The 24,834-nt window shown below is 73.0% G+C and carries 24 protein-coding genes; 7 read left to right on the plus strand and 17 right to left on the minus strand.

Annotated features, from left to right (window positions below; genetic code table 11):
- Positions 1-27 precede the first annotated feature (27 nt).
- Positions 28-684: an endonuclease/exonuclease/phosphatase family protein gene (locus tag N553_RS24035; RefSeq protein ID WP_081844316.1), complete on the minus strand. Its 657-nt coding sequence runs from the start codon at positions 682-684 to the stop codon at positions 28-30.
- A gap of 189 nt (positions 685-873) precedes the next feature.
- On the opposite strand from N553_RS24035, the gene N553_RS0102065 reads away from it, so the two are divergent.
- Positions 874-1,452 (plus strand): hypothetical protein, encoded by a 579-nt coding sequence (locus N553_RS0102065; RefSeq protein WP_028045161.1) that lies wholly within the window; start codon positions 874-876, stop codon positions 1,450-1,452.
- A 65-nt stretch (positions 1,453-1,517) separates the two neighbouring features.
- On the opposite strand, the gene N553_RS0102070 is transcribed toward N553_RS0102065, so the two are convergent.
- From N553_RS0102070 to N553_RS0102090, 5 genes are all read right to left on the minus strand, one after another.
- Positions 1,518-3,815: a sodium-translocating pyrophosphatase gene (locus N553_RS0102070; RefSeq protein WP_028045162.1), complete on the minus strand. Its 2,298-nt coding sequence runs from the start codon at positions 3,813-3,815 to the stop codon at positions 1,518-1,520.
- A gap of 176 nt (positions 3,816-3,991) precedes the next feature.
- Positions 3,992-4,327 (minus strand): STAS domain-containing protein, encoded by a 336-nt coding sequence (locus tag N553_RS0102075; RefSeq protein ID WP_028045163.1) that lies wholly within the window; start codon positions 4,325-4,327, stop codon positions 3,992-3,994.
- A gap of 109 nt (positions 4,328-4,436) precedes the next feature.
- Entirely contained in the window at positions 4,437-5,282 is an 846-nt protein-coding gene (locus tag N553_RS0102080) for a biotin-dependent carboxyltransferase family protein (RefSeq protein ID WP_028045164.1), read from the minus strand.
- A complete protein-coding gene (locus N553_RS0102085) occupies positions 5,279-5,965 on the minus strand; it encodes an allophanate hydrolase subunit 1 (RefSeq protein ID WP_051639755.1) in 687 nt (228 codons plus the stop codon). The genes N553_RS0102080 and N553_RS0102085 overlap by 4 nt, the downstream gene beginning before the upstream one ends.
- Positions 5,962-6,723, minus strand: a complete 762-nt coding sequence (locus tag N553_RS0102090) for a LamB/YcsF family protein (protein WP_028045166.1) — start codon at positions 6,721-6,723, stop codon at positions 5,962-5,964. The genes N553_RS0102085 and N553_RS0102090 overlap by 4 nt, the downstream gene beginning before the upstream one ends.
- 68 nt (positions 6,724-6,791) lie before the next feature.
- Here N553_RS0102090 and N553_RS0102095 point away from each other — a divergent pair, with 68 nt between their 5' ends.
- Positions 6,792-9,314, plus strand: a complete 2,523-nt coding sequence (locus tag N553_RS0102095) for a DEAD/DEAH box helicase (protein ID WP_028045167.1) — start codon at positions 6,792-6,794, stop codon at positions 9,312-9,314.
- A 24-nt stretch (positions 9,315-9,338) separates the two neighbouring features.
- Here the strand turns inward: N553_RS0102095 and N553_RS20620 are convergent, their stop codons facing one another.
- From N553_RS20620 to N553_RS24915, 7 genes are all read right to left on the minus strand, one after another.
- On the minus strand, positions 9,339-9,782 hold the full coding sequence (locus N553_RS20620) for an Rv3654c family TadE-like protein (protein WP_369796651.1): 444 nt from the start codon (positions 9,780-9,782) through the stop codon (positions 9,339-9,341).
- Complete coding sequence (locus tag N553_RS0102105) at positions 9,725-10,060, minus strand: TadE family type IV pilus minor pilin (protein WP_028045168.1); 336 nt, start codon at positions 10,058-10,060, stop codon at positions 9,725-9,727. The genes N553_RS20620 and N553_RS0102105 overlap by 58 nt, the downstream gene beginning before the upstream one ends.
- The gene (locus N553_RS25885) at positions 10,057-10,386 is read right to left on the minus strand and encodes a DUF4244 domain-containing protein (RefSeq protein WP_369796652.1); all 330 of its coding nucleotides are present in this window, start codon (positions 10,384-10,386) and stop codon (positions 10,057-10,059) included. The genes N553_RS0102105 and N553_RS25885 overlap by 4 nt, the downstream gene beginning before the upstream one ends.
- Before the next feature lie 124 nt (positions 10,387-10,510).
- Entirely contained in the window at positions 10,511-11,053 is a 543-nt protein-coding gene (locus tag N553_RS0102115; RefSeq protein WP_028045169.1) for a type II secretion system F family protein, read from the minus strand.
- A complete protein-coding gene (locus tag N553_RS25270) occupies positions 11,050-11,745 on the minus strand; it encodes a type II secretion protein F (protein ID WP_197029884.1) in 696 nt (231 codons plus the stop codon). Before N553_RS25270 ends, N553_RS0102115 begins: the two co-directional genes overlap by 4 nt.
- Positions 11,742-12,902: a TadA family conjugal transfer-associated ATPase gene (locus tag N553_RS20635; RefSeq protein WP_051639756.1), complete on the minus strand. Its 1,161-nt coding sequence runs from the start codon at positions 12,900-12,902 to the stop codon at positions 11,742-11,744. Before N553_RS20635 ends, N553_RS25270 begins: the two co-directional genes overlap by 4 nt.
- The gene (locus N553_RS24915) at positions 12,899-13,576 is read right to left on the minus strand and encodes a pilus assembly protein FlpE (protein ID WP_231505135.1); all 678 of its coding nucleotides are present in this window, start codon (positions 13,574-13,576) and stop codon (positions 12,899-12,901) included. The genes N553_RS20635 and N553_RS24915 overlap by 4 nt, the downstream gene beginning before the upstream one ends.
- Positions 13,577-13,835: 259 nt before the next feature.
- On the opposite strand from N553_RS24915, the gene N553_RS0102140 reads away from it, so the two are divergent.
- Entirely contained in the window at positions 13,836-14,627 is a 792-nt protein-coding gene (locus N553_RS0102140; protein WP_231505136.1) for a GNAT family N-acetyltransferase, read from the plus strand.
- A 41-nt stretch (positions 14,628-14,668) separates the two neighbouring features.
- The gene (locus tag N553_RS20645) at positions 14,669-15,520 is read left to right on the plus strand and encodes an HAD family phosphatase (protein WP_051639757.1); all 852 of its coding nucleotides are present in this window, start codon (positions 14,669-14,671) and stop codon (positions 15,518-15,520) included.
- 247 nt (positions 15,521-15,767) lie between these two features.
- On the opposite strand, the gene N553_RS0102150 is transcribed toward N553_RS20645, so the two are convergent.
- Positions 15,768-16,583 (minus strand): Fic family protein, encoded by an 816-nt coding sequence (locus N553_RS0102150; RefSeq protein WP_231505137.1) that lies wholly within the window; start codon positions 16,581-16,583, stop codon positions 15,768-15,770.
- A 45-nt stretch (positions 16,584-16,628) separates the two neighbouring features.
- On the opposite strand from N553_RS0102150, the gene N553_RS0102155 reads away from it, so the two are divergent.
- Entirely contained in the window at positions 16,629-18,041 is a 1,413-nt protein-coding gene (locus N553_RS0102155) for an NAD-dependent malic enzyme (protein WP_028045172.1), read from the plus strand.
- A 35-nt stretch (positions 18,042-18,076) separates the two neighbouring features.
- On the opposite strand, the gene N553_RS0102160 is transcribed toward N553_RS0102155, so the two are convergent.
- Complete coding sequence (locus tag N553_RS0102160; protein WP_028045173.1) at positions 18,077-19,198, minus strand: NADH:flavin oxidoreductase/NADH oxidase; 1,122 nt, start codon at positions 19,196-19,198, stop codon at positions 18,077-18,079.
- Positions 19,199-19,379: 181 nt separating this feature from the next.
- Between N553_RS0102160 and N553_RS0102165 the strand changes: the two genes are divergently transcribed.
- Together N553_RS0102165 and acs are read left to right on the plus strand one after the other, a co-directional pair.
- On the plus strand, positions 19,380-20,417 hold the full coding sequence (locus tag N553_RS0102165) for a hypothetical protein (RefSeq protein WP_028045174.1): 1,038 nt from the start codon (positions 19,380-19,382) through the stop codon (positions 20,415-20,417).
- Positions 20,418-20,511: 94 nt separating this feature from the next.
- Positions 20,512-22,512, plus strand: a complete 2,001-nt coding sequence (gene acs, locus N553_RS0102170) for an acetate--CoA ligase (RefSeq protein ID WP_028045175.1) — start codon at positions 20,512-20,514, stop codon at positions 22,510-22,512.
- Between the two features lie 60 nt (positions 22,513-22,572).
- Here acs and N553_RS20650 read toward each other — a convergent pair whose 3' ends face one another.
- Together N553_RS20650 and N553_RS0102185 are read right to left on the minus strand one after the other, a co-directional pair.
- Positions 22,573-23,430 carry a hypothetical protein gene (locus N553_RS20650; protein WP_051639759.1) on the minus strand — a complete coding sequence of 286 codons (858 nt, stop codon included), beginning with the start codon at positions 23,428-23,430 and terminating at the stop codon, positions 22,573-22,575.
- Positions 23,431-23,556: 126 nt separating this feature from the next.
- Positions 23,557-24,762, minus strand: coding sequence for an NAD(P)-binding domain-containing protein (locus N553_RS0102185; RefSeq protein WP_081844319.1), 1,206 nt, complete (start codon positions 24,760-24,762; stop codon positions 23,557-23,559).
- Positions 24,763-24,834: the final 72 nt, after the last annotated feature.

The following is a 24,834-nucleotide window of genomic DNA, read 5'->3' on the forward strand; positions in this document are numbered from 1 at the left end:
CGCGTCGGGACAGCACCCGGCCGGAGGTCACGGACGCGTGCGCTGCACGTCGACGACGATCGGCCGGTGGTCGCTGCCCGCCTCGACCGCGGGACCGTCGGGCACGCGGACGCCGTCGAAGACGAGGTCGGGGGTCATCACGATCGCGTCGATGCGCTGGCGGGGTTCTTTGGACGGGAACGTCGGACCCGTCGGCACGGTCGGCCCGCCGAGATGGGCCGCGAGGCGTGCCCACGCCGGGCCCTCGGGCGGCTCGTTGAGGTCCCCCAGCACCACGGTCGCGCCGGTCGGGACGACCGAGGCCAGCAGGGTGTCCAGGTGGGCGGCCCGCTCCGTGCGCACCAGGGAGAAGTGCACGACCACGATCGTCACCCCGTCCACCGCGGCGACCGCGACGCCTCGGCGCGTGCGACCGGGCTGCCAAGACAGGCGGACCGCGTGGGCGCCCAGCACCGGGAGGTCTGGCCGGTGCCGCACGAGGAGCGCAGTCGTCCGTGCACCGTGCCCGCTGACCACCGGCACCAGGCCGACCGCACGCCCGAACCGCCGCATCCTGAGCCAGCCGAACAGGCCCCGAGGTGGCTCCTGGACCGCGAGGACGTCCGGCGCGCTGGCCCGCACGACGGCCGCTGCGGCGCGGGCGTCCATGTGCAGACCCTTGATGTTGTACGTCATCAGCCTCATGCGTCCACCCGCCCGTTCGTCGTGTGTGCGCACGTCATGACGTCGGCGGGATCGATGCGGGAGGTACGCACGCAGGCCATCTTGGCGCACGGCAGGCCGGTGAGCCCGCCGATGTGGTTCTCAGCTGCTCGTGGGCTGGCACACTGACCGCGGCTCGAGCCGCACCACAGGACTCCCGGAAGGCATCAGATGACCTACGCCCGACGGGCCGTCGCCGCGGTGGCGACCTGCGCCGTGCTCGGTCTGAGCGCGTGCTCCTCGGACGCGCCGGACGACGAGCCGAGCACCGACCCCTCGTGGCAGTCGTTCACGGTCGGTCCTGTGACGCTCAGCGCGCCCTCGGAGTGGGAGAGGTCGGCCGGGAGCGACCTCTACCCGTCGTCCGACACCGACACGACCGTCGCCCTGACGGCACCGGAGAATGACGAGGGCGTCCGCGCCGGCGTCCTCGTGACCGTGCAGAGCGCACCGACGCGGGACGCGACCGAGGAGGCCGCGGCTCTCATGATCGGCGAGAAGGCGACGACGGGCGCCGATGACGTCGAGACCGGTGAGGGCGAGCTGTCGGGTGCGTCGTCGGTCGCCACGGTGTCGTTCGTCAGCGACGTGCGACGCAGCGACGGCACCACCGCGTCGCTGCGTTCCCGGTGGATCGTCGCGGACCTCGACTCGGGTGAGCAGGTCATCGTCCGCGCCGTCGGTCCGCGCGACGAGTTCGAGGACACCCCGCTGGACGAGATCCTGCAGACCGTGACGCTTCCGACGTAACGCGACGTACGCAAACGACAGCGAGCCCCCCGGCCATGTCGACCGGGGGGCTCGCTGCGGTTGCGTCAGCGCGCGAGCAGCTTCTCGGCCTCGCGGGTCAGGTCCGCCTTGTCGTCGCGGGCAGCCCGGAGGCGGGACGCGATGACGGCACCGAACGCGATGAGCGCGGCCGCGGACGCGATCCCCAGGCGCAGCGCCGTGTTCGCCTCGTCACCCACCGAGACGGCCACGACGGCCGGCGCGATGAGCAGCGCGACCAGGTTCATGACCTTGATCAGCGGGTTGATGGCCGGTCCGGCGGTGTCCTTGAACGGGTCACCGACCGTGTCGCCGATGACCGCCGCCGCGTGGGCGTCGGAGCCCTTGCCGCCGAAGTTGCCGTCCTCGACGATCTTCTTCGCGTTGTCCCAGGCACCGCCCGAGTTGGCCAGGAAGACGGCCATGAGCACGCCCGCGGCGATCGCGCCGCCGAGGAACCCGGCGAGCGGGCCGACCCCGAGACCGAAGCCGACCGCGATCGGGGCGAACGCCGCCAGGAGCCCCGGCGTCGCCAGCTCGCGCAGCGAGTCCCGCGTGCAGATGTCGACGACGCGGCCGTACTCCGGTCGCACGTCGTAGGTCATGATCCCGGGGTTGTCCCGGAACTGGCGGCGCACCTCGAACACGATGGCGCCGGCCGCGCGCGTGACCGCGTCGATGGCCAGGCCCGAGAAGAGGAACACCGTCGCCCCGCCGAGGATGACGCCGACGAGCGTGACCGGGCTGATGATCTGGTAGTTGAGCATGGCCTGCGCGAGGTCCCCGCCGACGGACCCGGTGATGTCGCCGAGCGCCGTCTGGACGGCGTCCGCGTAGGAACCGAACAGCGCGGTCGCGGCGAGCACGGCCGTCGCGATGGCGATGCCCTTGGTGACGGCCTTGGTGGTGTTCCCGACCGCGTCCAGGTCGGTGAGGATCTGCGCCCCCTCCGGCGTCACGTCACCGGACATCTCGGCGATGCCCTGCGCGTTGTCGCTGACCGGCCCGAACGTGTCCATCGCGACGATGACGCCCACCGTGGTCAGCAGACCGCAGCCGGCCAGCGCGATGAGGAACAGGGCCAGTCCGATGGAGCCGCCGGCCAGGATGAATACCCCGCAGATCGCTGCGGCGATGATCCCGGCTGTGTAGACGGCGGACTCGAAGCCGACGCCGATGCCCGACAGGACGACCGTGGCGGCGCCCGTCAGAGTGGTGCGCGCGACGTGCAGCGTGGGCTTGCTCGTCGTGCCGGTGAAGTACCCCGTGACCCACAGGATCACGCCCGCGAGCACGACGCCGATGGCCACGGCGGCGGAGGCGATGAGCCGGGGGTCGCCCGCGTGGTCGGCCAGACCGGCAGCGACGCCGTCGATGCCCGCGAACGTGGAGGGCAGGTAGGTGAACGCTGCGACGGCCGACAGCAGGACGCCGACGAGGGCCGCGATGTAGAAGCCGCGGTTGATCGCGGTCAGGCCGGACTCGGCGCCACGGACGCGCGTGATCGCGACACCCAGGACGGCGACGACCGCGCCGATCGCCGTGACGATCAGCGGGAACACGAGGCCCTGCTCGCCGAAGGCCGCCTTGCCCAGGATGAGCGCCGCGACGAGCGTGACCGCGTACGACTCGAACAGGTCGGCGGCCATCCCGGCGCAGTCGCCCACGTTGTCCCCGACGTTGTCCGCGATGGTCGCCGCGTTGCGCGGGTCGTCCTCGGGGATGCCCTGCTCGACCTTGCCGACGAGGTCCGCGCCGACGTCGGCAGCCTTGGTGAAGATGCCGCCGCCGACCCGCATGAACATGGCCAGCAGTGCGGCGCCGAACCCGAAGCCCTCGAGCACGGCAGGTGCGTCCTGGTGGTAGATCAGGACGACGGACGACGCACCGAGCAGGCCGAGACCGACCACGCTCATACCCACGAACCCGCCGGTGCGGAACGCGATGCGCGCCCCCTCGGCACGCCCGCCCGCCTGCGACGCGGCAGCAGCGACCCGGACGTTCGCGCGCGTGGCGAGCCACATGCCGAGGTACCCGATGGTCGCGGAGAACACGGCGCCGACGAGGAAGAACGCCGAACGCCCCCACTTGACCCCCGTGTCACCGGGCAGCAGGAACAGGAGCGCGCACACGACCACCGCGAACACGGCCAGCGTGCGGAACTGGCGGCTCAGGTAGGCGGCCGCACCCTCCTGGACCGCCTTGGCGATGTCCTGCATCTTCTCGGTGCCCTCGCCCGCGGCGAGGACCTGGCGACGAAGTACGACAGCGACGATGAGCGAAACGACGGCGATCGCCGCGATGACGCCGACGATCGCAAGGCTCGTGGACCCGAGCTCGACCATGCATCCTCCTCGACACCGGTGCGGACCCCCCGGACCGCTCCCCGTCAAAACGGCCCCGTTGCCGTGTGACCGGGCGAGTCTAGTCATAGAGATGTGACGTAGATCGCACAGCGACGAGTCCATCGTGTGACAGGTGCGCGACGCGGCGGGGGAACCCCCTCGTCACGCGGCGCTGATCACGAGCTGAGCGCGGCCTCGAGCGTGTCGTGGACCGTGAACACCTGTAGCAGGGCGGTGATGCGAAAGACTTTCAGCAGACGCTCGGAGTCGATGACCAGCTGGAGCGAACCACCCTGCAGGCGCACCTTCTTGAGCACGCCCACGAGCACACCCAGGCCGGTCGAGTCCATGAACCGCACCTCCCGCAGGTCGATCACGAGGTCGGTGCGCTCGCGCTCCAGCAGGTTCGAGAGCTCGTCACGCAGAGCGTCGGCGCTGGAGACGTCGATCTCGCCCCGAACCTCGACGACGGTTCGGGGACCGATGTCCCGGCTGGTCACACGGATATCCACGGATCGCCCCTCTCCCGAGAGCATTCAAACAGACTCGACCCCGTCGTCCCGGTGACGCGTGCACGACGTGCCGAGAATCGGCCGCCCCGGCACGGCCGCGGACCAGGTGTCAGCCGAGGACGAACCGGACCCGGTCACCGGGACGCACCTGGCCGAGACTGTCGAGCGCGCGACGACGGACGACAGCGAGCACCGGGTAGCCGCCCGTCACAGGGTGGTCGACGCCGAACACGACCGGCTGAGCGTCGGGCGGTATCTGCACAGCCCCCGGGACCAGACCGGCGGACGGCAGCTCCCGGTGCTCCGGACGAGCGACAGCGCTCCCGTCGAGCCGCAGCGCGACGCGGTTGGTCGCCGGTGTCACGACGTAGTCCCCGCTCGAGAGGACGACCAGGCCGTGGTCGAACCAGTCGGCCTGCGGTCCCGGCAGAACCGGCAGGACGACGTCCGTCGGCCAGCCGCCGGTCACAGCCAGGTCCACGACCGGCCACTCGTCGGGCGCCGGGCCGACGGGCAGGACGTCACCGGCCCCCACCGGTTCGGGACCGATCCCGGCCAGCTGGTCGGTGGAGCGGGAACCGAGGACCGACGGCACGTCGATCCCGCCCCGCACCGCGACGTAGGAACGCAGCCCGACCGGCGACGTACCCACCCGGAGCTCGGCGCCCGCGGCCAGCTCGAGGACGGCGTTGTGCGCGACCGGTGTGCCGTCGACCCACACCGGTCCCGGCGCGCCCGTCACTGCGACGGTCGTCGGGACGGTCACCTGGAACCGCAGCCCGCCGAGCAGCACCTCCAGACCCGCCGCACCCGTGTCGTTGGCCACGAGCCGGTTGCCCAGCCGGAGCGACCCCGCGTCCGCGGCGCCCGAGCGTCCCACTCCGATGTGCGCCCACCCCGGCCGGCCGAGATCCTGGACCAGAGTGAGAACGCCGGGATCGAGGACCCGGATCATCGCCCGTCCCTCGCCACGAACCGGACGCGGGTTCCCGGTCGGAGCAGGGCAGGTGGGTCGCGGTCGACGTCGAAGAGTTGCGCGTCGCACCTGCCGAGCAGCCGCCAGCCGCCTGGGGTCGCCGCCGGGTAGACGGCCGTGAACTCGTCTGCGATCGCCACCGCCCCGGCCGGGACCTTCTGGCGTGGTGACGCCAACCGCGGCACCCGCAGGGCAGCGTCGAGGCCGGTCAGGTACGCGAAGCCGGGCATGAAGCCGCCGAAGGCGACCGTGTACTGCCCTGCGGCGTGCCGGGCGACGACCTGCGCGACGGTGAGCCCCGTCAGCTCGGCGACGTCGTCGAGGTCATCGCCGTCGTAGGTGACCTCGAGCTCCACGGTCTCGGTCTCGGCGTGCACGGTCGACGTGGGACGGTGCGTCCAGGCCTGCGCGACGGCGGTTGCGAGGGCCCCGGGGTCGCCCTCGTCGGCCACCCGCAGGAGCAGCGTGCGAGCCGCCGGGACCTGGTCCACGACCGCCGCGAACGCACCCGGCGCCGACCCGTCGCGCAGCGCCCAGATCGCCGAGTCCAGGGCCTGGACCGCGGCCAGGTCGGCAAGCTCGACGAGCACCGCACCGTCCCCGAACGGAACGACCCGCGGTCCGTCGAGCTGTTCGTCGGCCGGTCGCTCGGCCTGCGTCATGGTGCCGTGAACGGCTGGACCAGGATGCCTGAGCCCTCCAGGGTGCGGCGGACGGTCCTCGCCAGGTCCAGCGCACCAGGGGTGTCCGAGTGGACGCACACCGACTCCGCCCGCACCTCGACGTCCGTGCCGTCCACGGTCGTCACGACGCCCTCGTCGACCATCCGGACCACGCGCGCCGCGACCTGCGCCGCATCGGTGATGACAGCACCCTCCTGCGAACGCGGGACCAGCGTCCCGTCGTGCCGGTAGGCGCGGTCGGCGAACGCCTCGGGGACCGTGCGCAGGCCCTTCGCGGCCGCGAGCGCCAGCACGGCCGAGCCAGGCAGCCCGACCACCGGCAGGTGCACCGCCTCCACGACCGCCCGGGCGTGCCCCTCGTGATCGACGACCGCGTTGTACAGGGCACCGTGCGGCTTCACGTACGCCACGGTCGCGCCGACCATGCGGGCGACGGCTTCCAGCGCACCCAGCTGGTAGGCCACCTGAGCCCGGAGCACGTCGTGGGGGACGTCGAGGGCGCGTCGACCGAAGTGCTCACGGTCCAGGTACGAGACGTGCGCACCGACCGGCACCCCGCGGACCGCTGCGGCGCGGCACACCGCCGCCATGACCCGGGCGTCACCCGCGTGGAACCCGCAGGCCACGTTCGCGCTCGTCACGACGTCCAGCAGCAGGCTGTCGAGACCGTCCTCGCCCGGCTCCCACGGGTCGATGTCCTCGCCGAGGTCGCAGTTCAGGTCGATGCTGGCCGCCATACCCTGATCCTGCCAGCGCATCCGACCCGCGCCACGCCGGTGCGGGGACGGCCTGCGAGGATGAGCCCGTGGTGGGAACCGGCGAGCTGCTCGACGTCTTGCTCGCCGGAGGCCGACGCGCCGACCGGCTGACGCACGTGAGGCACCTGCCCGCGCGGGCGGGCACCCAGGGCGACTGGCCGTCCTGGGCCGACCCGGACCTCGTCCGGGGGTACCGGGCGCTCGGGGTGGAACGCCCGTGGACGCACCAGGTCTCGGCGGCCGACGCGGCGTGGTCCGGTCGGCACACGGTGCTCGCCACGTCCACCGGCTCGGGCAAGTCGCTCGCCTTCTGGCTGCCCGCACTCTCCCGAGTCCGCGCCGCGGCGGCACGCTCGACGCTCGACCCCGGACGCATCGAGACACTCGCCCGTCGTGCCACGACGCTCTACCTCTGCCCCACCAAGGCCCTCGCCGCGGACCAGCTCGTCGCACTCGACCGGCTGCTCGTCGCGTCGCGCACGCCGGACACGCGCATCGCGACCTGTGACGGGGACACGTCGCTCGAGGAACGGCGCTGGGTGCAGGAGTATGCGGACGTCGTGCTCACCAATCCCGACTTCCTGCACTTCGCGCTCCTGCCGCAGCACCGGCGCTGGGCGCGGCTGCTCGGGTCGCTGCAGTTCGTGGTCCTCGACGAGTGCCACGCGTTCCGAGGCGTCTTCGGTGCGCACGTCGGCCTGGTCCTGCGTCGGCTGCGCCGCCTGGCCGAGTCCTACGGTGCGACGCCGACGTTCCTGCTGGCCTCCGCAACCACGGCCGATCCCGCCGTCAGCGCCGCCCGGCTGGTCGGCGTCGACCCGGCCGAGGTCACGGCGGTGACCACCGACGCGTCGCCCGCGGGCCGCAAGACGTTCGTCCTGTGGCAGCCGCCCGAGCTTCCCGGAGTCTCCTCCCCGGTGTCCGACGACGACCCGTGGGCCAGCGACCTCGCGGTTCCGACCCCGGCCCGCGCACCGGACTCGCTGGGACCGCCCGAGCCCGACGACGTCTGGAATGCGCCGGCGCGTGTGCCCGGCTCGGGGCCGCTCGGCACCGGTGAGCGCGTGGTGAGCGAACCCGCCGACCGCCCCCGCCGCACCGCGACCGCCGAGATCGCCGACCTGCTGACCGACCTGACGATCGCCGGCGCCCGCACGCTGGCCTTCACCCGGTCACGTCGCGGCGCCGAGTCCGTCGCGGCATCGACACGCGCGCACCTCGAAGAGGTCGACCCGTCGCTCGCCCGAGCCGTCTCGGCGTACCGCGGCGGCTACCTGCCCGAGGAGCGGCGTGCGCTCGAGCAGGCGATCCGGACCGGGTCCCTCCTGTCCCTGGCCACCACGAACGCCCTCGAGCTCGGCGTCGACATCTCCGGCCTCGACGCCGTGCTCATCGCCGGATGGCCGGGGACGCGCGTCTCGCTGTGGCAGCAGGCCGGCCGCGCGGGCCGGGCGGGCGCCGACGGTCTCGTCGCGCTCGTCGCCCGTGAGGACCCCCTCGACACGTTCCTCGTGCACCACCCGGAGGCCATCTTCGACGCCCCCGTCGAGGCGACAGTCTTCGACACCACCAACCCTTACGTCCTGGCCCCGCACCTGTGCGCCGCGGCGGCCGAGCTGCCGCTGCGGTTCGAGGAGCTGGACCGCTTCGGCCCGCGCACGTCGGAGCTGCTCGCAGAGCTGGTCGAGCGCGGTGCACTCCGCCGACGGCCGTCGGGGTGGTACTGGACCCGCAACGAGGTCGCGAGCCGGCTGACCGACCTGCGCGGTTCGGGTGGCGAACCGGTCCGGGTCGTCGAGTCCGTCACGGGCCGCCTGCTGGGCACGGTCGACGCCGCCTCAGCGGACTCGACGGTGCACACCGGCGCCGTCTACGTGCACCAGGGAGCAACGTTCGTCGTCGACGAGCTGCGCCTGGAGGACGGCGTCGCGCTCGTCACCCGGCGGGACGTCGACTACGGCACCTGGTCACGGAACGCCACGAGCACCGAGATCCGCTCCGTAGACGCGGAGGTCCCCTGGGGGCCGGTCACCTGGGGGTTCGGCGCTGTCGACGTCACGACCCAGGTGACCGGCTACCAGCGCAAACGGATCCCCGACCTGCAGATCCTGCGCAACGAGACGCTGGACCTGCCCGAGCGGACGCTGCGGACGACCGCGGTCTGGTGGACCGCGCCCCCGTCCGTCCTCGAAGCGGCGGGCGTCGACGCGGAGACAGCCCCCGGCGCGCTGCACGCCGCCGAGCACGCATCCATCGGCCTGCTGCCGCTGCTCGCCACCTGTGACCGCTGGGACCTCGGCGGCTTGTCCACCGCGCTGCACGCGGACACCGGGGTGGCGACGGTCTTCGTGCACGACGGCTACCCCGGCGGTGCCGGCTTCGCTGAGCGCGGGTTCGCACTCGGGGCGACCTGGCTGCGAGCCACCCGAGACGCGATCGCCGCGTGCCGGTGCGTCTCGGGGTGCCCGGCGTGCGTCCAGTCCCCGAAGTGCGGCAACGGCAACAACCCCCTCGAGAAGGCCGCCGCGGTCCGCCTGCTCGACGCGGTCATCGCGCACGCGCCCGCCTGACGCGGCGCTCGCTCCCGGTGGGATTCACTCGCGGGCCGACGCCGGACCTGCGCGCGCTTCGGCCGAGGCGACGCCGACACGCGTCGGCACCACGACCCGCACACGGACGACAGCTGCGCCCTCGTCCTGGCACACCGAGAGCCGCCCACCGTTGCGCGTCGCCGTCTGCGCCGCGATCTCGCACGGGTCCCCGCCGGCGACCGGCAGCAGCTGGGACGCCCCAGCGATCGCGGCAAGGTCGGCGGCGGCCTGCGCGCGTCCGCGCGCGGACTGTGCCGACGCCAGCACTCCTAGGAACGCCGCCATGAACATCACGACGCAGACCAGACCCAGCAGGAGCACGGTTCCGGACCCATCGTCCCCGGACGGCCTACGCCGTCCGCGCCCGCTGGAGCGTGCGTGAGATCCGTTCACGGCTCGTCCCGCGCCACGGACGTCGACGCGGCACGCAACGGGACGCCCCGCCACGGGCCGACGGCGTCGGTCACCGTGACGCGGGCCCAGCCGTCGGACCGCGCCACGCTCACGTCGGCGTGCGCACCCGCGACCCTGCGTGCGGTCGCCACCACGGTCGTGTCGTCCTCGCCGAGGGCCGCCGACCGTGCGCCCGCCCGCGCGCCGTCCGCGCAGCGTGCCTGCGTGATCGCCGCCGACGAGACGGCGAGGAGCGCGACAAGGACGAGCACGACGGCCGGCAGACCGACCGCCAGCTCAGCGGTGACGCTCCCCCGGTCCCGCGGGCTCACTGGCCCAGGGCCTGGCGGATGATGGCGAGCAGGAAGCCCTTCACCTCGTTGCCCCGCAGGATCACCACGAGCAGGCCGGCGAACCCGACCGCCGCGAGCGTCGCGATCGCGTACTCGGCGGTCGCCATGCCGGCCTCTGCGAGCTCGTCGCGCACATGGCGACCCCGCTCGCGCACGGCCCGCGAGAAGGCGGGGAAGACCGCTCGACGCCGGGTGACCGGCCGAGGGTCGAGGACGTGCGCCGACCGCTCGGCCGCCATCGGCTCCTGCCGCGGCGGTGCCACCCCGTCCGTTGCCGCACCCCTTGGATCCGCGCTGCCCACCATGTCCTTCTCCTCTCGTCGAGACTTCGCCGTCTGGCGTCCGACCAGAGTCGGCCGCCGGGCCGGCCTGCGACGGGCTCCGGACGGGCCGGAGCAGAGGGCGGGGCTGTGGGTGTGTCGCACCGCGTCAGCCACCACCGAGCAGCCCCGTGGCCAGGCTGAGCACCATCGGGACGAGGCCGAGCAGGACGAAGGCAGGCAGGAAGCACAGCCCGAGCGGCAGCACGAGGCGCACACCCAAGGTCCCGGCCGCTGCCCGGGCGCGCGCACGACGGCGCCGACGAAGCTGGTCGGCTCGCGTGCGCAGAGCAGGCCCCGGCGCCGAACCGCTGGTCCAGCTCGTCTCGAGCACGTCGGCGACGTCCACCAGGGCCGACGACGCACCGGCCCAGGCCGCCTGCCACGACGCCCCGAGCACGAGTGACGCGGAGGCCCGGACAAGCCCCTCGCCGGGAACGCCACCCACCGCGGACCCGACGGCCGCGAGCGCCCGCGGGATCGAGACCCCGGTCGAGACGGCGACCTCGACCAGGTCGAGGAGCAGCGCGGAGTCCGTCGCCGTCGGCACCACGCCCGTCACGGGTGCAGTCGGGATCCGTCGAAGCGGTCGTCGGATGTACCACGGGCTCGCCGCGCCCAGGATCGCGAGAGCGACCAGGACGCCCGTCATGCCGAGAGCCCGGTCCCCGGCACCGGCCCTGCGCGTCGGCCCGCTGACGTCGCTCGGTCGCGTTCCGCGCGGACGAGCAAGGACGCCGTCCACCATCGGCCGAGCAGCACGAGCACAGCTCCGAGGGCTGCCGCGGCGGTCCCGACCCCGCCCCGGAGCACCACCGCGACGGGGTTCGCCCCGAGTGCGACGCCAAGCACGAGGCCGAGCAGCGGCAGCCACGCCAGGACCTGCGCCGTCGCACGCGGCCCCGCCAGCGCGGCCTGCCGCTCGTGCTCGCACTCCTCGTCAGCGGCCAGCCCCGCTCCGACGCGGTCCAGGACCGCTGCCAGCGGAGCGCCCAGGTCGTCCGACAGCCGTGCGGCGGCCACCACCGCGGCGGCGCGCTGGACCCGTGCCTCGCGTCCCCGACGCGTGTGCCGTGACGGCACACCGACGAGCTCCGCGACGGCGGGAACCCGTCCGACGCGTCGGCTCAGGGCGCGAGCCCACGCCTCGGCGGGCGGCGCTCCGGACCGCAGCTGTGCCGCCACCGTGGACAGGACCACCGACAGGTCCTGCGCGTCCGTGGGCGAGACCCTGGGCCGCCGACCACCCGACGGAGGCGTCACGCGCGCACCCAGGCGACGCGGCACCCGCACGCCGAGCACGAGCACGGCAAGGGCGACCGCGATCCCGACCAGCGCCGTCACCGGGATCGCAGCCCGAGCCGTTCGGCGAGCGCCGGCCACCCCGGCCCGTCGAGGCACGTGCCTCCCGGGTCCGCGCGCACCGCGTCGACCACCTCGAGCGCCCCGCTGTCCGCTCGACGCACCACCCCGACCTCCGCCAGGTAGCGCTGACCGTGGTCGGCGCGTGAACGACGCAGGTGGAGCACGGCGTCCAGCGCGCTGGCGGCCTGCGCGGCGACGGCGTCACGAGACATCCCCGCAAGCGCGGCCAGCGCCTCGAGTCGCGCGGGCACATCGACCGCCGCATTCGCGTGCAGCGTCGCGAAGCCTCCGTCGTGCCCGGTGTTCAGTGCAGTGAGCACGTCTCGGACCTCTGCGCCACGGCACTCTCCGAGCACGATCCGGTCGGGTCGCATGCGCAGCGCGGTGCGCACGAGCTCGCTGAGCCCGACACCTCCGGCGCCGTCGACGTTGGGTCGCCGGGCCACGAGCCTCACGACGTGCGGGTGGTCGGGACGCAGCTCCCCGGCCTCCTCGATGACGACGATCCGCTCGGTGTCCGGCACGAGCGAGAGGAGGAAAGCGAGCAGGGTCGTCTTTCCGCACCCCGTGGCACCGGAGATCAGCACGTTCGCCTTGGCGGAGACGAGCGCGCGGACCACGGGAACCAGACCGGGCGCGATCGTCCCGGAGCGCAGCAGCTCCTCGAGGGTCAGGGCGCGCGCCCGCACCACCCGCAGGCTGATCAGGACGCCGGCCTCCGCGACCGGGGGCAGGACCGCGTGCAGCCGCGTGCCGTCCGGCAGCCGGGCGTCCACGGTCGGCGCGGCGTCGTCCAGGCGCTGTCCGCCCGCAGCCGCGAGCCGGACCGCGAGGGCCCGCACGTCCCCCTCGGAGCCCAGATCGACAGCTGCGCGCACCAGGCGCCCGCCGCGCTCCACCCAGACGTCGCCCGGCCCGTTGACCAGGACGTCGGTCACGTCCAGGTCGTCCAGCAGCGGCTGCAACGGTCCAGCACCGAAGAGCTCACCGCGCACGGTTCGTGCGGTGCTCGCCAGGGCGCTCGACCCGAGCACCACGCCTGAGGACCGGGCCGCCGCGTCGACCGCGACCTCCAGCGCGTCGCCTGCGCTCACTCGGGACCGGACCCGGTCGAGAAACGCGGAGTCGATGCTCACAGGAGGCTTCCGGCGAGCCTGGCCGCTGCCCGCGACGTCCGCCCACGGCCGAGGTCCCCGTCCCGTTCGAGGGCCGCGGCGAGCCGACGGTCGTTGCGCACGGTGGCGAGCACGGGAAGGTCGACGGCGGCCGCCATCTCGGACACTCCCAACGGGCCAGCGCCACGGACGGCGAGACCTGCTCGCGGTCCGTCCAGGAACGGGCGCATCGCAAGGATCCCGGCCACGCTGCGCAGGTCCCTGCGTGCGACAACGAGCACCACGTCGCACGCCGAGACCAGCGACTCGCCCGCCACGACGGCCGCACGTTCGAGGTCCAGGACCACGGCACCCACCTCGGCGCACAAGCCGTGCAGGACGTCGACCACGACAGCCGGCTCGGGAGCTCCCGGACGGAGCCTGTCGGCGCTGAGCACGGCGCACGACCCCCACCGGGGCAGCAGTGCGAGAACATCGGCGCCGGGGACGTCACCGCGAGCGTCGCGCAGGTCCGGCCAACGCATGCCGTCGGTCCCTTCGAGCCCGAGCAGCACGTCGATCCCACCCGAGCCGCGGTCGAGTTCGACCAGGACCGTGGCGGTGCGCCGCGAGAGCTCTCGCGCGACGGCGGCGGCCAACGTCGAGGCACCTGCGCCCCCGCGCGCTGCCACGACTCCCAGCACCACGGCCGTCACGTCCACCTCGTCCCGGCCGATCGGTCGTCGGCACCTGGCCAGGCTCTCCTCGCTCGACGCGCGCAGCGGTCCGGATAGGAGCAGTGCGAGGACGTGGGGGCTGTGGACGGCTCGGGGACCGGTTGCGTGACAGGGTTGTGTGCGCCCGCACGTTGGACACCAGCGGCGACGGGCCCGTCCCGCCGATCGAGGAGCCCGTCATGAACACCGCTGCGGCCTTCCCTGCCACCAGCGCTCCGATTCTCCAGAACGTCGCCCGATGAGCACGACCTACACGATCCGGATCGCCGGCCTCCCCCTCGACGAGAACTGGTCGGGGCTGACGATCGCCCCCAACCACGACGGCACGAGCACGCTCACCGGCGAGATCCGTGACCAGGCCGAGCTGCACGCGGTCCTGGCACGGCTCCATGAGTCGGGTGCCACGCTGATGGAGCTGCACTCCGCAGCGCTGTCACCGGTCCTCGCCGGCCCTCTACGGACCGCACGGCTGACCCTGCGTCCTGCGGTCGCCGACGACGCCACCGCGATCTGGGCATACCGGCGGCTCGACTCCGTCGACCAGTGGCTCACCGGTATCCCGAGCGATCCGGACGTCTTCCGGGCGATGTTCGCCGACCCGGCCCGCCTCGCGAGGACCATCGTCGTCGAACACGGATCCGGGGCGCGCGCGACGGTCGTCGGCGACCTCATGTTGCGTCGTGAGGACGGCTGGTCACAGCTGGGGATGGCCGACGAGGCACGCGGCAGCCAGGCGGAGCTCGGCTGGGTGCTCGACCCGGCCCACCAGGGGCACGGCTACGCCACCGAGGCGGTCCGCGAGCTCATCCGCTACGCCTTCGACGACCTGGGCCTGCGGCGCCTGGTCGCCAACGCGTTCCACGACAACGACGCCTCGGTGCGCGTCATGGAACGTGTCGGGATGCGCCGCGAGGTGCACATGGTCCGGGACTCCCTGCACCGCTCGGGGCGGTGGATGGACTCGGTCGCCTACGGCCTGCTCGACGACGAGTGGAGGGCAGGACACGGATCTGTCGGTGAGTCCCGTTAGGCTCGCGGAGCACGCAGCCGACGACGTCAACCCGGAGCCGCATGAACGAGCAGCAGACGCCTGAGGCCCCGGCGCCTGCACCCCGGACGGCGGCCTTCTTCGACCTCGACAAGACGATCATCGCGACGTCGTCCGCCACGGCGTTCTCGCGTCCGTTCCTTGCGGAGGGCCTCCTGACGCGCCGTGCCGTGATGCGCACCGCGTACGCCCAGCTGCTCTACCTCGTGGGTGGGGCGGACGAGGACCAGACCGAGCGCCTGCGCGCCCAGCTGAGCCGCATGGTGACCGGCTGGGACGTCTCGCAGGTGTCGTCGATCGTCGCGGAGACGCTGCACGAGTCCATCGACCCGACCGTCTACCTGGAGGCGGTCGCGCTCATCGACGAGCACCACGCCGCGGGTCGGGACGTCGTGGTCGTGTCGGCCTCCGGGGCCGAGGTGGTCGAGCCGATCGCGGCGGCCCTCGGCGCGGACCACGTGATCGCGACGCGCATGCACGTCGTGGACGGCCGGTACACGGGTGCGATCGACTTCTACGCCTACGGCGAGAACAAGGCGTCCGCGATCATGGCCCTCGCCGACGAGCAGGGCTACGACCTCGCGGGCAGCTACGCGTACTCCGACTCGATCACCGATGCCCCGATGCTCGCTGTGGTCGGCAACGCCTTCGCGGTGAACCCGGACCGGGCGCTGCGCAGGCTCGCTGCGGACCGCGGCTGGGGGACGCTCAGCTTCAACCGCCCCGTGCCGCTGTTCCCCCGTCCCGCGCGCGTCATCACGTCCGGCGTGGTCCTCCTGCTCGTGGCTGCAGGCGTCATCGTGTGGCTGGTCGTGCGGCGCAAGAGGCGCGAACGAACGACAGCGCCCCCGAGAGGGCGCCGTCGCCAACGATGACCGGAGGGTGATCATGCGTGCACCGTTGTCGGTCGCGACGGGACAAGCCCGGTCGACCTGCCCATAGGTGGGCTCTCCTGCGCGTGGGTGCCCTCGCGGGTCATGCAGTTGTGACCCCTTGCTACTCCCCTGCGATCCGAAAGGGAACCCCCAGCCAGCAGGTCTGCAGGCCACGCTGTTTCACCGGACGCATGCTGGGACGCGCGTCCGCCCAGTGGGACGAATCGGGCTCCCGCCTGAGACGCGCTCAGTCCCCGGGAAGGGCTCCCGCACGCACCCCGTCGGCTACCGACCTGGCGCGGGCGGCACCCTCGACAGCAGCGGTCGAGCATGCCTGGATCCAGGCTGCGACACCGGCCGGTGTCCCTGTCGCGAATCCCGCCGCGGCCCCGAGGTACGGGTTGAGCGACCAGGACTCGATGACCGAACCGGTCGGGTCCAGGCCACGCGTCGTCGCGAGCAGGCGCGCCATCGCCCGTGCGACCACGCCGTTCCCCGCCCGGAACGGCCGCAGCGTGAGCAGCTCGGCATGGACCACGGAGGCGACGACGAGGGCGGGCACCTGCGACGACGTGACGGTCTCGGCGAGCAGGTCCACCCGAGCCGCGAGCGCCTCACCGGACGGCGCCGGACCGAGGCCCGTGAGGTCGGCGGGAGGCAGGTCCGTCCGCAGCCGGCCGACGTGCTCGACGGGCAGCCACCCTCCGGTGGCGGCCGCATGCAGTCGCGCGAGCAGCTGCCCGAAGGGCGGCAGGGCTGCCGCGCCGCGAGCACCGAGCGCCGGCATCAGCTCCTCGACGACCACGGTCGCACGAAGCGCACCGGCTGCCACCGGTTCGTGGTCGGACCCTCCGGCCGTCGCGAGCGAGCGCACCACGGACAGGGGAACCCGCGCGCCCTCCAGGGACGCGGACTCCCGCGTCGCCCGCAGCCCGGCCTCGGCCCGCACCTCACGCCAGCGTCGTCGGTAGGCCTCGTGCCAGCGCAGCTCCTCGCAGGCTATGCGCGCGCGCTCGACCGCCTCGGCGACCCCGGGCAGCTGCAGGAGCGGTTCGAGAGTCACGCGCGCCACCCTACGAGTGGCTCACCCACGGGACACAATGGCGAGATGGTCTCCCCGAGCGTCTCCTCGTCCATCACGGCGCGGCTGGAGGTGCAGGCCCGTCCGACGGCCGTCAGCGAGCTGACCACCGCCATCGAGAAGGCCGGCGGGATCGTCACGGCCCTCGACGTCACAGCCTCAGGACACGAGCAGATGACGGTGGACGTCACGTGCGCTACGCGCGGCGAGCAGCACGCGGCCGACATCGTCGACACGCTCAAGGAGCTCACCGGGGTCGTCGTCGACCGCGTGAGCGACCGCACGTTCCTCATGCACCTGGGCGGCAAGCTGTCCATCGAGTCCAAGGTCCCGCTGCGCAACCGCGACGACCTGTCCATGGCCTACACGCCCGGCGTCGCCCGCGTCTGCGAGGCCATCGCGGCCCACCCTGAGGACGCGCGGCGCCTCACCATCAAGCGCAACACGATCGCGGTCGTCACCGACGGCACCGCGGTGCTCGGCCTGGGCAACATCGGCCCGCTCGCGTCGCTGCCGGTGATGGAGGGCAAGGCGGTCCTGTTCAAGCGGTTCGCGGGCATCGACGCCTTCCCGATCGCGCTCGACACACAGGACGTGGACCAGATCGTGGAGACGATCTGCGCGATCGCGCCCGTGTTCGCCGGCATCAACCTGGAGGACTTCTCGGCGCCACGGTGCTTCGAGATCGAGGCCCGCCTCCGTGAGCGCCTGGACATCCCGGTGTTCCACGACGACCAGCACGGCACCGCGATCGTCGTCGTGGCCGCGCTGACCAACGCGCTCAAGGTCGTCAGGAAGCAGCTGGACAGCGTGCGCATCGTGCTCTCGGGGGCGGGGGCCGCAGGGACCGCCGTGCTCAAGCTGCTGCTGGCCGCCGGTGCACGGGACGTGGTGGTCGCCGACATCGACGGCGTCATCCGCCACGACCGCCCGGGCCTGGCCGAGTCCCTCGTGTGGACCGCGGCCGTCACCAACCCCCGCGGCATCACCGGCTCGATCCCCGACGCGCTTCGCGGTGCCGACGTCTTCATCGGAGTCTCCGCCCCGGACGTCATCACGGGCGACGACGTCGCCACGATGGCCGCGGACTCCATCGTGTTCGCCCTGGCGAACCCGCGCCCCGAGGTCGACCCTGATGATGCGGCGCTGCACGCGGCCGTCGTCGGAACCGGCCGTTCGGACTTCGCCAACCAGATCAACAACGTGCTCGCGTTCCCGGGCGTGTTCCGGGGCCTGCTCGACTCGCAGTCGCACCGGATCACGGACCAGATGCTCCTGGCCGCTGCGCAGGCGCTGGCCTCCGTGGTCACCGACGCGGAGCTCAACCCGACGTACATCGTCCCGAGCGTCTTCAACCCTGAGGTCACCTCGAGGGTCGCGGCGGCGGTCTCAGAAGCGGCGCTCTACACGACGCCCGCCGATGCGACCTACTCCATCTGAACGCGTCGAGCGGCAGCCCGCGCCGGCGGCGCTCGTCACGTCCAGGCGCCGCGCACGTAGGGCGCCTGCCAGCCCGTCGCCGACGTGCCCTCGACGACGTCAGCCGTACCCGGCTCGGCGGGCAGCGCACCGGTCGCCACGCCCAGCTCGTGCGCAGCACGCAGCGGCCAGAACGGGTCGCGCAGACCTTCTCGACCCAGCAGGATCGCGTCTGCGGACCCCTCGACCAGCACCGCCTCGGCCTGTCGCGCGTCGGTGATGAGCCCGACGGCCGCAACCGGGAGGCCGGACGCCTCGCGCACCTCCCGGGCGGCGGGCACCTGGTAGCCCGGGCCGACGGGGATCGACGCCGGGGCGTTGCCACCGGTCGACACGTCGACCAGGTCGACGCCGTGGGCGCCCAGCTCCTTGGCGACCAGCCCGACCTCCTCGACGGCCAGACCGCCCTCGACCCAGTCGGTCGCTGACAGCCTGACGAAGAGCGGCTTGTCCGACGGCCACACCGCGCGGACCGCGTCGACCGTCTCGACCAGCAGGCGAGACCGGTTCTCGAGCGGCCCGCCGTAGTCGTCCGTGCGGTCGTTCGACAGCGGCGAGAGGAACTGGTGCAGCAGGTACCCGTGCGCCGCGTGCAGCTCGACCACGTCGAAGCCGGCGCGGTGGGCACGCGTCGCGGCGGCGGCGAACGCGACAGGGATCGCCTCGATCTGCTCCGCCGTCAGCGCGCGCGGCTCCGCGAGGCCAGGGAACGCCGACGCCGACGGCCCGACGGTCTCCCAACCGCCGTCGTCGAGCGGGACCGACCCTCGCTGCCCGTCGAACCCGCGGTGTGTCGAGGCCTTGCGGCCGGCGTGCGCCAGCTGGACGCCGATCTTGGCTCCCCGTGCGTGCACGAAGTCAGTGATCCGTGCCCACTGCGCGACGTGCCGCTCGTCCCAGAGCCCGGTGTCCTGCGGAGAGATCCGCCCCTCGGGGACCACCGCCGTCGCCTCGGCGATCACGAGCCCGAACCCGCCCGCCGCACGGGCGCCCAGGTGGACCAGGTGCCAGTCGCCGGGGCTGCCGTCGGTCGCGGAGTACTGGCACATCGGCGCAAGCCAGGCCCGGTTGGCGAACGTGGTGCCCCGCAGGGTCAGCGGAGTGAAGAGAAGGGTCACACCGCGTGCCAACTCTCGCGGCACCGCGACGATTCCCGTGGGCTTCCAGGGCTGCCCGCGAGCAGCGCGCCGCGCGGCAGGCGAACCGACTCGGACATACGGTGAACGCGACGGCGGCGTCGTTCGACGCCGCACAAGACTGTTGCGCCCGGCGCCCAGCGCCCTGAGCCGAGGAGCACGCGTGAGCACCTCCGACCCGAATCGTCCGGCCGACGACACCACCCCCTCGGCCGATGCGGCCACCGCTCCTGTCGACCCGGTGGTCGCGGACACCCCCGAACCCGTCGCGCCGGCCGCTCCCGCGCCCGAAGCCGCCGCCACGACGCCGGCAGGGCAAGCAGTCGTGGAACCACCCACCGAGGCGCAGCCCGCCGCCGTCGAACCGCCCACCGAGGTGCAGCCCGCCGTCGCGAAGCCCGTCGAGCCGTCGGAGTCGGCAGCCACGGCTCCCGCCGCCGAGCCACCCGCTCACGCCGGTCCCGCCAGCCTCGACACGGGCCGCCACGCGATCGTCCGGCCGGCGCCCGTTCCGCCGGAGGACCCGGTCCCGGTCGTCTCGACGCCGGCCACGACGCCGGTCACTGCGGTCGAGACCCGGCCCCAGGCCCCCACCGAACCAGCCGTCACCGCGGCCGGGGCGGCGACGGTCGCGAGCCGGCCGGAAACTGAGCCTGCCGTGCCCTACGGCGCGATCACGCCCGAGCCCGAGGACGACGGCCGCCTGTTCCCGGACCCCAACGCACCGAGCAGCCCGTCGGCCGGGTCACGGGTGCTGGGGATTCTCGTCGGCCTGGTCCTCGCGCCGATCTCCCTCCTGGTCCTGCTGCTCGGTGAGTCCCAGATCCTCGAGGCCCAGGTGGACACCTGGGACGCGACGACCTCGGTGTTCGGCATCGTGCTCGTGACGCTCGGGCTGCTCCTGCTCGGGTGCGTGCTCCTGCTGGGCAGCTGGACGGCGGCGGTCCCCATCACCGGTGGAGCCGTCCTGACGGCCGCGGGCGTCGTCTACCTCTACGCGCCATCGATCGCACGGGAGCAGACTTTGCGCTACCTCAGCTCGTCGGGGTGGCGGACGACGATCACGCAGGTCACCGTCGCCGGGACGTCGGGGATGGTGCTCGCGGTCGGTTTCCTGCTCCTGCTCGCCGGGCTGGTCATCGCCTCGGCCCGCAGGCGCGGCGTGCACCTCGGCGAGTTCCGCGAGCGCCACAAGGTCTGACGAACCCGGTCGGCAGGTGGCCGCGAGTACGGCTAGAGTCCCACCCGGACCCCGGTCCACCTGCACCGACGTCGCTGCACAGGAGGTGGTCCACGTGACCTCGAACGAGCCCCAGACCCCGCACGAGCCTGGTCTGGAGAACCTGCTCACCGAGGAGCGGCGCTTCCCGCCGAGCCCCGAGTTCGCCGAGCGGGCCAACGCCCAGCAGGGCCTGTACGCGTGGGCCAACTCCGATCGACCGGGCTTCTGGGCGGAGCAGGCGCGCGAGCTGATCAGCTGGGAGAAGCCGTTCGAGGAGGTGCTCGACTGGTCGAACGCACCGTTCGCGCGCTGGTTCGCGGACGGGACGCTGAACGCTGCGTACAACGCGGTCGACCGGCACGTCGAGGCCGGGAACGGCGACCGGGTCGCATTGCACTTCGAGGGTGAGGCGGGCGACACCCGCACGATCACCTACGCCGACCTGCAGCGCGAGGTGTCGAAGGCCGCGAACGCGTTCACCGCGCTCGGCGTGGCCACGGGCGACCGCGTGGCCATCTACCTGCCACTGATCCCCGAGGCCGTGATCACCATGCTGGCCTGCGCCCGGATCGGCGCACCCCACTCGGTCGTGTTCGGTGGGTTCTCGGCCGAGGCCCTGAGCAGCCGGATCAACGACGCCGAGGCCAAGCTCGTGGTCACCGCGGACGGCGGGTACCGACGCGGAGCTGCAAGTGCGCTCAAGCCCGCCGTGGACGAGGCGATCGCCAAGGGCACGCCGTCCGTCGAGCACGTCCTCGTCGTGAAGCGCACGGGCCAGGACGTCGCCTGGAACGAGCGGGACGTCTGGTGGTCCGACGTGGTCGACAGCGCGAGCGAGCAGCACGTGCCCGTCGCGGTCGAGGCCGAGCACCCGCTGTTCATCCTCTACACCTCGGGGACCACGGGGAAGCCGAAGGGCATCTTCCACACGACGGGCGGCTACCTGACGCAGGCGGCGTTCACGCACCTCAACGTGTTCGACCTCAAGCCCGAGACGGACGTCTACTGGTGCACGGCGGACGTCGGCTGGATCACCGGCCACACCTACGTCGTCTACGGACCGCTGATCAACGGCGCCACCCAGGTCATCTACGAGGGCACACCCGACACCCCGCACCGGGGTCGCTGGTGGGAGATCATCGAGAAGTACAAGGTCAGCATCCTGTACACCGCGCCGACGGCCATCCGTACGTGCATGAAGTGGGGACAGGAGATCCCCAACACGTTCGACCTGTCGAGCCTTCGGGTCCTCGGGTCGGTGGGCGAGCCGATCAACCCCGAGGCGTGGATCTGGTACCGCCGGGTGATCGGTGGCGACAAGGCCCCCATCGTCGACACCTGGTGGCAGACCGAGACCGGCGCCATCATGATCAGCCCGCTGCCGGGCGTCACCGAGACCAAGCCCGGTTCGGCCCAGGTCGCCCTGCCGGGGATCGCGGCTGACGTCGTCGACGACGAGGCACACTCGGTGCCGGACGGTTCCGGCGGCTACCTGGTGATCACCGAGCCGTGGCCCTCGATGCTGCGCGGCATCTGGGGAGACCCGCAGCGCTACGAGGACACCTACTGGTCCCGGTTCCGCAACCTGTACTTCGCCGGCGACGGCGCCAAGAAGGACGACGACGGCGACATCTGGCTGCTGGGCCGGGTCGACGACGTGATGAACGTGTCGGGCCATCGGCTCTCGACCACCGAGATCGAGTCGGCTCTGGTCAGTCACCCGTGGGTCGCGGAGGCGGCCGTCGTCGGCGCGAACGACGAGACCACGGGACAGGCGGTCGTCGCGTTCGTGATCCTGCGCGGGGACGCAGCCGGCAAGGACCAGGACGCGGACGCGGTCCAGACCGAGCTCCGCAACCACGTGGCCAAGGCCATCGGACCAATCGCCAAGCCGCGCCAGATCCTCGTCGTCGCGGAGCTGCCCAAGACGCGGTCGGGCAAGATCATGCGGCGTCTCCTGAGGGACGTCGCAGAGAACCGCCAGGTCGGCGACGCCACCACGCTCGCGGACTCCTCCGTGATGGACCTCATCGCTCAGGGCCTGACCGCCCCGGGCGCGAAGCAGGAGGACTGAGCCGCAGCGAAGCGGAAGGTGGGGGCGCGCCAGCGCACCCGCCTGCAGCGCAGCGCAGGCTCACTCCGACCGAGCAGCAGGAGGACTGACCTCGCGCGCCTGCGCGGACGCAGCCGCCGATGCCTCGGCTGCGGCGTTCGCGGGGCTCAGCGCGAGCGCGACGCACCCGGTCAGCGCGAGCAGGAGGCCGAGGACGGCTGCCGGGGCCCAGCCGTCCCGCACCCGGTCGCCGAGCACCCAGATGCCGACCACGCCGGGCACGACGACCTCGAGCACGGACACGACGGCGGCCGCGGTGCCGACGGACCCGCGTTCGAGCGCCCGCAGGTAGGTCAGGGCACCGGCGACCGCGCAGATCGCGATCGCGATCGCGAGCGGCTGGAGGATCGTCGCGGCGATGCCGTCGGCCTCGGTGGCGGCTCGCGCGGCGATCGCCGCACCGGAGTACCCGAGCCCGCCGATCACCGCGAGGACGATCGGCGAGCCGGACCGGTAGAACGCGAGCGCCAGGGCGCCGAGCACGACGGAGGCACCGATCATCACCGCGACGAACCCGTCCGGCGCCGGCACCGCCGGCTGCTCACCACCCGAGAGTGAGACCAGGACGAGGGAGCCGACGACGAGGACGACGGCTGCGCGGTCGATCGGGCGCATGCGGGTGCCGAGCACCAGCCGCGCAAGCACGACGACGACCACGAGCGACGACGCGATGATCGCCTGCACGACGAACAGCGGGAGCTCGTCCAGGGCCACCACCGAGAGCAGCCACGCCACGACGTCGACCGCCAGCGCCGCGATCACGAGCGGCTGCAGCACGACCGCGAGGCCGGTCGCCCTGCGTGCCGCGACCGCCTGCATGATCGTGCTGATCCCGTAGGCGACAGACGAGACGACGGCAGCGAGCAGCGCCCAGATCACTCGAGCACCGCGTCGGTCATGACCTCAGTCTGCCCAGCCCCGCAAGGGCTCGCCCGGTGCCCACCCGGGCGGACTGCCTCGTCGTCGGTCACGGGCCGGCGCCCACGACGCACTCACCCTCGAGGGTCAGCGGGACCAGACCGTGCGCAGGTTGTGGACCGCCTCGCGGCCGGCGCGGTTGGCGCCGACCGTCGACGCGCTCGGGCCGTAGCCGACGAGCTGGATGCGCGGGTCGGCGACCACCTGCGTGCCGTCCATGACGATCCCACCCCCGGGGGCACGGAGTCGCAGCGGTGCGAGGTGGTCGAGCGATGCGCGGAACCCCGTGCACCACAGCAGCGTGCGCGCCTCGACCGAGGACGGTCCGTCGACCCAGCCGGGTTCCGAGGAAGGGTCCACCGCGTCCGGGCCCCACTCGACGCCTGTCGCGGTGATCCGGGAGAACATCGGGCGCGCGACCAGGACGCCCGCGGTGATGCCGAGGCGGTTCTGCGGGGTCAGCGGCAGGCCGGTGACCGAGACGATGCTCGAGGGCGGCAGGCCTGCACGGGTGCGCGCATCCACCTGAGCGACGGCCTCACGCCCGAGCTCCGGCGTGAACTCGACGTCGCGCCAGGCGGGCGGTCGGCGGGTGACCCACGTGGTCGTGGTGACGCGGGAGATCGCAAGGGTCAGCTGGACGGCGGAGGTCCCCCCGCCGACGACCACCACGTGACCGTCCGCGAGGTCCTCGGGGAGCTGGAAGTCGTGTCCGTGCAACTGCCGGCCGGTGAAGGACGACCGTCCGGGGTAGGCCGGCCAGAAGGGCTTGTTCCACGTGCCCGACGCGTTGATCAGTCCTCGCGCGCGCCACTCGACGACCTCGCTCGGACTCGCCACGCTGTGGCTGCGCACCAGGAGGCTTCCCTCGAGGTCGGACACCTGCGACACGCGCACGGGCCGCTGGACGTGCAGGTCGAACGCCTCTTCGTACTGCGCGAAGTAGTACGGGACGGCGAACGCGGCGGGCTCTGCGGGGTCGGGCGCGACCAGGGGCATGCCCGGCAGGTCGTGGATCCCGTGGGCATCCGCCATCGTCAGTCCCGGCCACCGGTGCTGCCAGGCTCCGCCTGCCTGCGGCGCGTCGTCGAGGACCACGAACGTCCCGTCGGCCGTCGTCCAGCCGGGCTCCCCCACGGCCACCAGGCCGTTCTTGCGCAGGTGGTACGCGGCCGAGAGGCCCGCCTGCCCCGCACCGATGACGACGACGGTCACCTCGACCGGTCCGGCGGGCGTCGACGTCCGGGCGCGCCGAGACCGGCGCGTCGCCGGCGGGCTCTGGGACTGGTCCATTGCCGGCCAAACCTACCCGTTCGCAGTAGGCCGGCCGAGCGCCCGAACGGTCGTACACCGAAACGCGCGGTC

Source organism: Cellulomonas sp. URHE0023 (genome assembly GCF_000688475.1).
Lineage (GTDB): Bacteria > Actinomycetota > Actinomycetes > Actinomycetales > Cellulomonadaceae > Cellulomonas.